The organism is Arcicella rosea, from assembly GCF_014204325.1.
Taxonomy (GTDB): domain Bacteria; phylum Bacteroidota; class Bacteroidia; order Cytophagales; family Spirosomataceae; genus Arcicella; species Arcicella rosea_A.
In genome coordinates this window covers 136,876-148,694 of sequence record NZ_JACHKT010000002.1, presented here as the reverse complement: position 1 = coordinate 148,694, position 11,819 = coordinate 136,876, and the positions used below count along the sequence as shown (strand labels likewise).

Below are 11,819 nucleotides of genomic sequence, written 5' to 3'. Positions count from 1 at the left end.
AACAAGCTAAAAACCTAAAAAAATTGTGCTTATATATGATTTGCAACATTTTTATTTTTAGCGTGTCTGTTACAGCGCAACAAAATTAAACTAATTCTCAAGCAATTTATTCCGTTTAACATCTTTTAACAAAGTTTAAAGGTTTGATATAGAATAGGTTGATTAAGTTTGTTTCATGTAGTTTTTACATGATTTTTTATTACTCAAAAAAACAAAAATCACTATGCAAAAGAACATCAAAATTTTCGGAACGGCTATCCTATTTGTGGTTAGCATGACTGCAATGGCACAAAAAAGTACTTCACAAAACATTGAGGAAAAAGATGGCAAAATTAAAATCCATGTAGAATCTACAGAAAACGGACAAACACAAGTTTTTGACCGTACTTACAATGCCGAAGGAATGAATGCAGAACAAAAAGAAGATCTTATTAATCGTATTACTGATTCTTTATCAACGACATTAGGAAAAGGAGAAAGAAAGCAAATTAGAATTAAAGTTGATAGAGGTAATGAAAGATTTGCCCAAACATTTAAAGCTCCAAGTAACGGACAACGACACATTGAAATTTACAGAGATGGCAAAAGAATTGACAACAATTTAGGGAGAAACGACCTTAAAGAGTTTCGCTTAGATTTTGACCATGACAAACTGCTTGGTTCATTAAAGCCAGCTATGAAGGAATTCAAGTTTAAATTTGACAACGACTTTAAAGATTTTGAGCTTTTCAGTGATTCAAAAACAGTTAAAGATTTGAAGATTTATCCAAACAAACCTTTTGATAATAAATTGAACTTGAAATTTTACACACCTGAAAAAGGAGATGTAAATGTTACAGTAACTGATGTGAATGGCAAAGAAGTAGGTACTCAAAAATTCAAAGATTTTCAAGGTGAATTTATGGGACAAGTAGAATTAAAGAAAAATACCAAAGGAACACTTTTTGTAACCGTAACACAACGTGAAGACGGTACTGCAAAAAGAGTAGTTATTGAATAAATAAATTGATTGGAAAGTTTCGTTTTACAAAAAGAGTAATTGTTTAAAAGCAGTTACTCTTTTTTGTTTATAGCCTGATAATGAAATGAGTATGAAAAGCATTTTCTTCATCAAACTCAACTAAACTAGCCCTTTGTCTATGATTCCACATGTAACCAATCTCAGTTGTAAAATGCGGAGAAAATACGTGGCTCAACATCAATATAAGCTGGTTTTGACTAAAATTATTGGCAGGTAAATTAGGAGGAATATTCAAAAGCGGTTCTTCACTGACATACAAAATATTGTTTTTATTCAGATTATACCTCCACTGAATCCGTAAGCGAATCCTAGCTTGTTCATCTCCAAAAGTATTATCACTTCTTTTAAACAAACGATATTCATAACCAAATCTTGACCTAAAAGTCCATTTTGGACTTAATACTTTAGTCCATTCTAAATAAGCAACAGGTCTTATTTCTAAACGTACAGGTCTTTTTAAATCATCTATTTTTCCATAAAGTGGATAAGTATTAAAAACAATTGGAGCAAAACTTACTGCCCAATTTCCCTTTCTATAAACTGACGAAATTCTGTACGCCTCCACATATCTTGAATCAAAAAGATTATAATTCCTCTTACTAAAATCATTTTGTCTTCTGTAAAGAAAATCGGCATTCACATCAAAATACTTACTAATTTTTTTCTGAATTGAAAACCTTGACCACAAAGTATAGTGTGGATAATTTTGAGCATAACTTGAAAAGCTCGCTAAAAAAATCATAGCAAAGCCCCAAACATATTTTTTCATTTAAAGCAGTAAATAAATATTCCACAAAGTACTTGAATACTTAGCTACTTTCCAATTTTACATGCTCAAGCACCTTTAAATGCACAAAAAATCTAAAAAAAATTCAAGCTTAATCCAAACATAATCAGCTATTTATAAATTTTGTGATTTTTTTTATTAAAAATTTTCACAAAAAGCTTGCACAGACGAATTACATCGCATAATTTTGCACCACAATTCAACGGAATTACAACAACAATTCAGAAAAATCACAAGCGAAAGTAGCTCAGCTGGTAGAGCGCAACCTTGCCAAGGTTGAGGTCGCGAGTTCGAACCTCGTCTTTCGCTCAGCTTATGGAAGCACCTTATGGTGCTTTTTAAGTTTAAGAGATTAAGGTTATAACTTTGATTTCATGCCAGGGTGGTGGAACTGGTAGACACGCAGGACTTAAAATCCTGTGAACGCAAGTTCGTACGGGTTCGATTCCCGTCCCCGGTACAGTTTAAAGAGGGTTTTTACAGTAAAATGTAAGAACCCTTTTTATTTGGTACAACATAGGTACAACATTTTTTTCGCATAAATTAGGGGTAAAAAAACTGCAAATTCCCTGAAAAAATTATAAGCTTTTAGTTTAAGCCTTCACTTCCCTTTCGTAATTCTTTTCTTACAAATAAATCACACAGCACATAAACATGCTTACTAAATGTTTCCTTATTTTTAAGAAAATATCTCATTAACGCCCTTGTATCATGTTACTCGAATTCACTGTCGGCAACTATCTTTCAATTAAGAATAAAACAACACTTAGTCTATTCGCTGTTCTGTAACATCCTAAAAAAGCTTGACTGTATTAGTTAACTTTTACAAAGATGTCTTTATCGACCCAATCTTCTTTTTATACAATTTTAGTTTCATCTTCTTTCGAGCCACATGATGAAGATTTCACTTATGAAGTGGCTTTTCGTCGCTGGTTAGTCCGAGAAATAGAGGAGCAGCGATTAACGCCTACTCAAGCGATTGAATTTTTCAATTATTCAACCGACACAAGAAGAATATGGTGATTTGATAGACTAACAAACGCTGAACTCTAAATTGCTCCCTCAAGAAGAAGTAAATCTTTCCTGATATTGCAAACATGAATGTACTCACAGCCTTTTGTGCATGGGATGCTGCCGAGAAGATGAATCGCTTGTCGTCTTTGAGAACTTTCAGGCATGACTCAGTATATGCTGTATGTTTTTCTTCTGCCATGGGTTCAAAACCTAAATCTGCTACCAGCAAACAAGCTTCCACTCCAACAGAGTGTTTCGTTTCCTGCCTGTCTAGTTTGTTGTCCAGCTCGCTTGACCTACGAATTGTTGCCAATGGTCTTTGCCACTAAGTCGATATTTGTTTGCAGAACATTGTAATCGGTCGCCAAGGTTCTCCAAGAATCCAGAGCGTGTCTTGTTCCGCCAATAATTTCATCTATGTGCTTTTGAGGTAACTTGGCTTCTCTACCCAATTTTACCAAATGGCTAATCGTAGGGGTCTTGCCTTCTCCCATGACCATCATGCTTTGTTCTCCATTTGGACCACTTGAAAAAGTAAGGTCATAAGCAGGAGACATTTTCCATTCCCCATGATTATCCATTAGGAAACTGAAATTTTTAGCGTGGTCGTCCCTATTATGGGCAAGCACATTGAAAACGGCAAGCCGATACATTTTTTCTACTTCACGAATATCTTTGGTAATTGCTCCAGTTAAATTGAGCAAATCTTCGTAATCCAGCGATGGGACTCTGAAATCACTATGCAACAACCCACTTGCCGTGTGCATGTGCAGTCGTTTGCCACCATCTCTGTCAAAACGTTTAACAGCGAAGTGACCAGCCCCTTTCTGTGATGGGAATAAATGCACTTCAGGCATCAGGACACCTGCTTCCTTTGCCATTAAGGCATAAACATATTCAATCGCACCAGCATCGCTACCATCCTGAGAATTCGTAAATTTAACCAGCCAAGGTTCAAACCCTTCATCAAGCTTTCCTGCTCCATATATAATTTGCTGGCGATCTTCACTGACAGCTATAAGAGCTTTTGGACGGGCTCCAGCAGATGAACCGTTCAAGGCGAGCAATTCCCTAATAACCTCTTCTGAGCTGCCTTGTAACACTTCCTGCGATTGCAAAGCAAGTTGGTCGAGATTTATTACTTCTTGAACCTCTGAGGGGCTACGGTCAGGCTCATAGACAAGAGCTCCCATGCCCGACAATCCGACATGTGCAAGACGGTCAAGGGGGGATATGGTGGCTGGTAATACGCCTTGTGACCTCAACAAGCGGTCGAAAAGCAATCGTCCCCAACCGTCTGGGAGGCTATCACTAAAAACACCTGCCAATCCTTCAAACGGTCGTTGCGGTAATGCTGAAACGCCCTTTTTCAATGGCAGGCGAAACGGGGATATTTGTATGCCTGTTTTTATGAACTCATCATCATATTCAAAATAAATAATGTGGTCACGTACTACCAAACGTCCTACTTGTTGTATGGCTGTTCCAAAGTCTAAGCCGACCTTGATTTCTGTAACGGGCTTCATCATTTTTTCCATCCTCTTTTTCGGGATACGTTATCCGTATCTTTCAATACATCATCAATAGAGTTGAATGTTGGTTTTGATGGTTTAAGGATATTGAGGAGTTCTTCCACTTCCCCAACCACCATCAGGAGTTTCAAAAAGGATTCCAGAGAAATAGCCCCTTTTTGTTCAAATTTTCGCAAAGTAGCCAGAGGAACGCCCGACCGTTCAGCAAGCCCCTCTTGGGTAAGTTCCATAGATAACCGTCTTGCCCGAATATTTTCAGCAATTTTCAATTGTGCTTTTGAAGCTGATATAAGTGATAACATAGTAGTACTTTACAAGTTAATATAGTCAATACTAATACTATAGTATTACAAATATAATAAAATTCAAGAGGAAAATATCCCTTTTTGTCATCTTATATCGCCTATTACAGAAAATAAATCACCTTACCTAAAGCTTCATTATAGTCATCATTGGAGAAGGTATTTCAATAGCCTTATTTCGGTTATTTTACTGTTAGGAGGTTTGATAAGGAGGGTAAATACAAGAAATCCGAAACGCTCAAAACGAGGTAAAATAACATTAATGAGTCTGGTCAAGGTAATTTAGAACTTAATTTAATTTTGAAAGGTCGTACAACTTGGCAAGGTCATGAAAACTAATTCATCAGCGTTTTAGCAAAATGCTCGATTTCAAGAGTTTATTTTTTTGTCCATACTCCTCTTATTTTTCATTACTCCTTCTTCTGTATCATCTCAAATGATGATATTTGCACATTAGATTTCTTTCCGCAAATCATTCAACATGAATACTTCGTTTCGTTATGAAATACTAATCTCTATGATTTCGTTTCTTTCTTGAAGCTAACTCCTACAATGATGACTATAAAACGCTTTTATTTAACTTTTGGAATTATTCTTTTTTACTTGTCTTCTCAAGCACAAGGACTTAAACTTTCTGAGAAACCTGAGGAATTTTTAGCGGATGCAAAAAACGTCTTAGCGGCTTCTGGAAATCCACAAGCAAATGCTATTGCTCAGAATTTTGACCAAAACTGGAATGCTGGTAAAATCGCTGAGACACAAAAAGCTTCTCTGGCAAAAGTTGCTAGTTTTATGCTCAAAAAAGGCTACAAATCGCCACAATTCATTCCTTTTTTTGATGCAATTAATCTTGGACTGAACAGCGGAGTACTTACTCCGTCTAGCTTTGATAATTATTTAAGTACACTTCAAAAATCGGTAGAAACTGGCGATGTAAAAACCACAACCAGATTCATTGATGTTTGTAGGCTATTTTTCAAAAACAATAGTCTTTACTTTACGAATTTCAACCGATTGTACGCTTTTAATGGTACTGTAAATTTTAAATTCAACGAACAGAAAACAGAAATTTTTAAATCTGAAAAAACGAATACTCCTGCTAGTACACCAGAAGCACCAAAAAAATCTGCTTGGGATGAATGGGATGCACCACTTCCTTCAAACAATAATACTGCAACAGCACCGCAAGCTGAAGAGCCAATTGTTCAATTTCTAAATGCTGGACCAAGCATAGAATTCAATAATATTAATTTGGCAATCGTTACTGCCAACGATTCTGCGATTGTTCAAAATACAAAAGCTTTTTTGGATATTAAAGATGGAAATTTGATTGGAAATGGTGGAAAGTTTTCTTGGGAAACAGTTGGAGGACCTGAAATCTTTGTCAATTTAGACCATTACAGTATGGCAATTAGAAATCCAAAACTTTTAGCAGATGTTGCTACACTCAATTATCCACAAAAATTGAATAATCCAATAAAAGGGATTTTTGAATTTCAGAGTAGAAAAAGAGTAAAGAATAGTTTGTCCATTTTTCCAAGATTTATGTCATTACAAAATGATGTTACTTTAAAAAACAGCTCAGACATCGACTATACTGGCGGTTTCACTATCGTTGGCACTAAAATTTCAAGTGCTTCGGTTCAGTCTAAATATGCAACGATTTTAGTAAAAAAAGATGGTAAAACGGCTTTTAAAGTAATTAGTAAACGTTTTGAAATTAGCGATTCTTTGATTACTTCTCCATCTGCAATTTTTACTGGTTATTTTGCTAGTCAAGATTCCCTCTATCATCCGTCAGTAAAACTGAATTATAATCGTCAATTAGAGTATTTACGACTAAATAAAGTAGATGACGGCGGTTTTAGGGAATCTTCATACTCAGATAGTTATCATAAATTAGATATTACTTCAGATGTAATGCGATGGAACCTGAAAGATAAAAAAATGGATTTCATGATTGTTACTGCCAAGAACATCGTTCCAGCTTTGTTTGAATCTTTCGATTATTTCAATCCTGAACGTTTTGCGAAAATTTCTGCTAACTACAGTTTCAATCCATTATTGGTTGTTGCTAATTTTATCAAAAAGAATAATCTTCCATCAACCACAGTGAGTGAACTTGCTCGTTCATATCAAAAAGATGCCAGTGCTTTAAAATCTGTCTTTTTAGAAATGATGCAAAAAGGATATTTCGACTATGACCCAGATGTTGAAAGACTTAAAATTTCAAGAAAAGGCTTACATTATTTAGCAGTTTATGGAGCGAAAAAAGATTATGATAATTTCTTGATTCCTTCTTTTTATGCTTCAAGTGCTAAAGATTCTACCGCCAATGCTTCTTTAGATTTGAACAATAATCAGTTAATCATCAGAGGTGTTAAGCAATTTTACCTTTCCGATTCGCTTAATGTTTATATGGCACCTTATGATAACATTATTAAAGTAAATAAAGACCGAAATTTTGGTATCAGCGGAGAGCTTAAAACAGGAAATTTTAGATTCAGAGGAAGAGATTTGTCATTTAACTACAGTGAATTCAGTGTAAAATTAGATAAAATTGATTCCATTACTTTTATTCCACAAAAGGAATTAGCTAAAAAAGGCCGCACAGAAATTGGTGGAGATTTAAAATATGAAGCTGGCGTAATTTATATCAATAAACCTGATAATAAATCTGGTCGCCAAAGAATGTTGAATTATCCTCGTTTAGTTGTTCCGACTGGAGTTACGGCTTACTTCGACCATCCTTGGCGATTGGATGGAATTTACAATAAAAAGATTTACTTCAAAGTACCAAGTATTGATTTCGATAGTTTGAATGTGAAAGACATTAATTTCGTCGGTACTTTTTACTCTGATGGTATCTTCCCTCCTTTCAAGGAAACATTGATTTCAATGCCCGACAATACTTTGGGCTTTAGCCACAAAGTACCCGAAGGAAAGTACAATTTATACAACAGCAAGACTTTTGTAAAGTTTACGTCAAACTTATTGATGGATAGCAAAGGTTTGCATACCGAAGGAGAAATCAATCACCTGACGGCTCAAATTAAGGCAAAAGAAGCTTTGTTTACCGCCGATTCAGTGACAGCAAACGGAACAACGGGAATTATCAACGAAGGCGAAGTTGGCAAAGCTTATTTTACCAAAGTTGCCATCAATAACTTCAAATTGAAATGGCAACCGAAAGTGGATAGTATGTTGATTGAAACTCAGAAAAATACTTTCGATTTTTATGCTGGAAGTTCAAAACTAGAAGGAAAACTTTTGGTTAGACAAACGGGTTTGTTTGGTTTTGGAAAAGTAAAAAGACAAGATTCTGAAATTAGTTCGAATAATTTCAAATTTGTCAAAGGTGTTTTCACGGCTGAATCTGCTGATTTATTTGTTGGAAATACAATGAGTGCAGCAAAACCTGCTCTACTTGGTAAAAAAATGAATATCAATTTTAATATTCAAACGGGTTTGGTTAATATCAAAACACCAACGAATTTGAAATTAGAAGATTCTACCAGTTTATATTTCCCATATACGGCTTATCAAACTTCCATCAACAGTGCTGAATGGGACATCAATAAAAAGTTAATCACGATGAAAGGTGATGTAAAAACTACTACTTTTTCATCAATGGAACCAAGTCAAGAAGGGCTCTCTTTCAATGGTTCTGAAGCTTTGTATAATATCGAAAAACAATCTTTGAATATCAATGGCGTGCCTTTTATTAGAACGGCAGATGCAAAAATCTTTCCCGACAAAGGAGCAGTTGTTGTTAGTAAAGATGCTGAAATGAAAGATTTCCATCAAGCTAAAATTATCCTTGATACGGCAAATACTTATCATCGTTTGGTTAATGGAAACATTAAAATTCTATCAAAATTACGCTTCGAGGGAGATGCTATTTATCGCTATGTAAACGCTGCGGGAGATTCACTAAATATTAAGATGGGAGATTTTGATTTCAAAGAAACCATTCTTGATAATCGTAAAAAAACTAAAGGATATATTACTTCTGCCAAAGCAAATATCGAACAAAGTAATAATTTTCACCTTACTCCAAAACTATTATTCCGTGGAGAAATTAAGATGACTTCAACGGATAAAAATCTTACTTTAAATGGTTTTGTGCGTCCAGACACAAAAAATAAAAGGTATGATTCTAACTGGATTGCCTACAAAGGAAGTAGTCGTGATAGCGTAAGTATCGACGTTCAACCAACTTTGATGGGCGAAACAAATACTCCATTACTGGCTGGGCTTCATTTCAGAACAGCTTCTAGTGGTTTGTACACTACTTTTTTATCAAGTAAAGAAGACGCAAAAGACGAAGATATTTTCGTAGCAAAAGGTGCTTTCAGAGATATTCCAAAAACATCTCGTTTTGAAATTGGTGCTGACGACAAAACACAGTCTTACGAAGCCAATCGCTATATTTTTGATGATGCCAAAAAGACTTTGAAATTAGAAGGAGCTTTCAATTTCTTTAACCCAAGTACTTTAGTACAAACATCTGGTTTTGCCGAAATGCGTATTGATAGTGGGAAATACAAGTTCGACCAAATGTTAGTCCTAAATTTCCCAATGCCTACAGAAGTATTAAAGGCAATGGCTGATAAAATTGTTAAAGTAAATTTAGATTCACGTGATAATACAAGTGCTGATGAACCTGAAGACAAGGAAAATCTATTATCTAAAATAGCCAATATTCTAGGAGGAAAAACGGTTGCACCATTTGAAAGACGTTTGAAAAATGAGCATGTTCCGCTCTTTTCAATTTCTTCAAAATTCAATACAACGATGGTAATTTCTAAAGCTAATTTGCGATATTCCGAGCAGCAATCAGCCTTTTATACTGTTGGGAAAATTGCCATTGCCAATATTGGAGGAACCGACATCAATGCTGAAATTGAAGGAATGTTAGAAATCAAGAAGACAAATGAAGGCGATGAATTTTATTTGTACCTCGAACCTTCAGAAGATGTTTGGTACTTTATGGGTTATTTGAAAAACGAAATGGGCGTAATTTCTTCAGATGGAGAATTCAATAATGCGGTTGCGGCAAAATCTAAAGGGGTAAAAAAAGGTGGTGGCAAAAATGCTTATACTTTTTTAGGAGTAGGTGCTGAAGAGAAAATCGCTTTTACCGAAAGATTCGTGGATAATTATAGAACCAGGGTTGAAAAAGGTAAAAAGGTAGTCAATAAAAAAGAAGAAAAACCAAAAGTAGAAAAGAAGAAGGAAGAAGCGAAAGAAGGTTTTTAAATATACAAAGCCCAACAAATTTACTTTGTTGGGCTTTGTATATTTCGTCAGTGTGTTAGAAAATGCTAGGCTGATAGTCTAATCATTTTTCTACGAATTCTATTAAAACATTTCTCAATTACTTGCTTGTAGGTTTTACCGAATTTATCATAACACCATACTTGCAATTCTTTTACTTCATCAGATAATAAAGTCTTGATTGCTTTTTTTAATTCTTTCTCGAATAACTTTGCATCAAAACTAACTTTTTCCAATATAACTTTGACATAGTTTAAGGTAACCATAGCTTTTAAAGGATTTAATAATTAATAATATAAATCTCTAACCAAATTTATGATACAAATAGCTGAAAATCAAGCATTTTACATAAAATAAATAATTGTTATTTTATACCATCCATTATTAATTTTTGAACGTTTATTTTTTCAACGGTGAAACAAAAAAAATATTATATAATTATTTCAATATTTTTTTATTTTATAACGTGCTTTTCTTCAAAGGCTCAGGATAATGATGTATCGTTAATTTTAGGCGATAAGCGTATCTCTATGAATGAACCCTTCGTGGTGACGGTGGTTGTAAAATACATTGGCGAAGCCCAAGTTCCTACTTGTAAGTTTCCTGATTTACCGAATTTTACTAAAAAAGGGTTCTCTCGTTCCATTACACATTCTTATGTAAATGGTCAGAATGTCTCTACTTGCAATATTTCTCAAAACTATTCTCCACAAAAAATTGGCACTTTTAAAATTCCTTCTTTCAAAGTAAATGTAAATGAACTCAATCTAAAATCTGAAGGATTCAGTATAAAAGTAAGTAAAGCCGTTTTAGACAAAACCAATACTGAAAAAAAAGAAGTAACCTCTGAAGATGAAGATTTTACAGATTTTATTGAAGGAAATCAATCTGAAACCGTTGATGCTAAAAATAATGCTTTTCTGAGTTTGAGCACCAATAAATTTACTCCTTTTACTGGTGAAGGTTTTACTGTTACGCTTGCTTTTTATGTAGCTGATAATAATCCAACAGAATTTGAATCTTACCAAAACGAAGCTCAAATTCCTGAAATTACCAAAAAATTGAAACCTGAAAACTGCTGGGAAGAGAGTTTTGGTTTAACAGAAATGCAGCAAGGGCAATTAGTTTTAAACGGTAAACCTTACACTCAGTACAAATATTATCAAGCTACCTTTTATCCCTTAAATAACAAACCTATCGTTTTTCCATCGGTCAGTTTAAAATTGATAAAATATACCATTGGAAAAAATGGTGAAAAAATACCTGAATTTGTCACTTTCAAAACCAAACCATTTATCATTAAAACGAAAGATTTACCAAGCCATCCTTTAAAGCAAGAGGTATCCGTTGGAGATTTTTCATTGAAAGAAGTAATCAATAAAAATAGCATAAGTACGGGTAAATCGGTTCAATATCGCATTCAAATTACGGGCGATGGTTATAATATCAAACTACCCGAAATGAAAAACGATAGCCTCTTCGACTTTTTCCCTCCTGAAGTAAATTCAAGTTCATATCCAGAAAATGGAAAAGTTGTTAGTACAAAAACCTTCACTTTTCTAATAATTCCGAAACAGGCTGGTAACTTTGCACTCGGAAATTATTTTAAATGGATATTTTTCAATACAAAAACCGATAAATACGATACTCTACAATCAAAACTCCAATTAAAAGTAAGTGGAGAAACCATTAAAACAGCCGATACTCCTTTAACGGTAATTTCGGTTTATGATGGGTTGAAAGAAAAAGATTCGTCTGAAATCCCCAATGAATTCAGTAAGTTTTTGAAAGATGAAGCCAATATCCTAATTTCAATTATGTTGATAGGAATGGTTTATATTTTATTACCCAATAAAAAACGAAAATAAGTAAGCGCAATCAAA

At 34.3% G+C, this 11,819-nt stretch carries 9 protein-coding genes and 2 tRNA genes; 6 read left to right on the top strand and 5 right to left on the bottom strand.

Annotated elements, in window-relative coordinates; genetic code table 11:
- Positions 1-223 precede the first annotated feature (223 nt).
- Positions 224-1,000 (top strand): T9SS type A sorting domain-containing protein, encoded by a 777-nt coding sequence (locus HNP25_RS02115; RefSeq protein ID WP_184129529.1) that lies wholly within the window; start codon positions 224-226, stop codon positions 998-1,000.
- A gap of 67 nt (positions 1,001-1,067) precedes the next feature.
- On the opposite strand, the gene HNP25_RS02110 is transcribed toward HNP25_RS02115, so the two are convergent.
- Positions 1,068-1,790: a DUF2490 domain-containing protein gene (locus tag HNP25_RS02110; RefSeq protein ID WP_184129526.1), complete on the bottom strand. Its 723-nt coding sequence runs from the start codon at positions 1,788-1,790 to the stop codon at positions 1,068-1,070.
- Positions 1,791-2,044: 254 nt separating this feature from the next.
- Here HNP25_RS02110 and HNP25_RS02105 point away from each other — a divergent pair.
- The 3 genes from HNP25_RS02105 to HNP25_RS02095 all read left to right on the top strand — a co-directional run bounded on the left by HNP25_RS02105 (position 2,045) and on the right by HNP25_RS02095 (position 2,831).
- A tRNA-Gly gene (locus tag HNP25_RS02105) sits at positions 2,045-2,117 on the top strand.
- A 67-nt stretch (positions 2,118-2,184) separates the two neighbouring features.
- Positions 2,185-2,268 (top strand) — tRNA-Leu (locus tag HNP25_RS02100).
- Between the two features lie 371 nt (positions 2,269-2,639).
- Complete coding sequence (locus tag HNP25_RS02095) at positions 2,640-2,831, top strand: hypothetical protein (protein WP_184129523.1); 192 nt, start codon at positions 2,640-2,642, stop codon at positions 2,829-2,831.
- On the opposite strand, the gene HNP25_RS02090 is transcribed toward HNP25_RS02095, so the two are convergent.
- From HNP25_RS02090 to HNP25_RS02080, 3 genes are read right to left on the bottom strand one after another with little or no spacing between them, the layout of a single operon-like run.
- On the bottom strand, positions 2,797-3,063 hold the full coding sequence (locus HNP25_RS02090) for a zincin-like metallopeptidase domain-containing protein (protein ID WP_310587151.1): 267 nt from the start codon (positions 3,061-3,063) through the stop codon (positions 2,797-2,799). The genes HNP25_RS02095 and HNP25_RS02090 overlap by 35 nt on opposite strands.
- 55 nt (positions 3,064-3,118) lie before the next feature.
- Positions 3,119-4,360, bottom strand: a complete 1,242-nt coding sequence (locus HNP25_RS02085) for a type II toxin-antitoxin system HipA family toxin (RefSeq protein ID WP_229202764.1) — start codon at positions 4,358-4,360, stop codon at positions 3,119-3,121.
- On the bottom strand, positions 4,348-4,656 hold the full coding sequence (locus HNP25_RS02080) for a helix-turn-helix domain-containing protein (RefSeq protein WP_184129520.1): 309 nt from the start codon (positions 4,654-4,656) through the stop codon (positions 4,348-4,350). The genes HNP25_RS02085 and HNP25_RS02080 overlap by 13 nt, the downstream gene beginning before the upstream one ends.
- A gap of 552 nt (positions 4,657-5,208) precedes the next feature.
- Between HNP25_RS02080 and HNP25_RS02075 the strand changes: the two genes are divergently transcribed.
- Positions 5,209-9,918 carry a hypothetical protein gene (locus HNP25_RS02075; protein WP_184129517.1) on the top strand — a complete coding sequence of 1,570 codons (4,710 nt, stop codon included), beginning with the start codon at positions 5,209-5,211 and terminating at the stop codon, positions 9,916-9,918.
- A 65-nt stretch (positions 9,919-9,983) separates the two neighbouring features.
- On the opposite strand, the gene HNP25_RS02070 is transcribed toward HNP25_RS02075, so the two are convergent.
- Positions 9,984-10,202: a hypothetical protein gene (locus HNP25_RS02070; protein WP_184129514.1), complete on the bottom strand. Its 219-nt coding sequence runs from the start codon at positions 10,200-10,202 to the stop codon at positions 9,984-9,986.
- Positions 10,203-10,466: 264 nt separating this feature from the next.
- On the opposite strand from HNP25_RS02070, the gene HNP25_RS21950 reads away from it, so the two are divergent.
- Positions 10,467-11,804 carry a BatD family protein gene (locus HNP25_RS21950; protein ID WP_221432366.1) on the top strand — a complete coding sequence of 446 codons (1,338 nt, stop codon included), beginning with the start codon at positions 10,467-10,469 and terminating at the stop codon, positions 11,802-11,804.
- Positions 11,805-11,819: the final 15 nt, after the last annotated feature.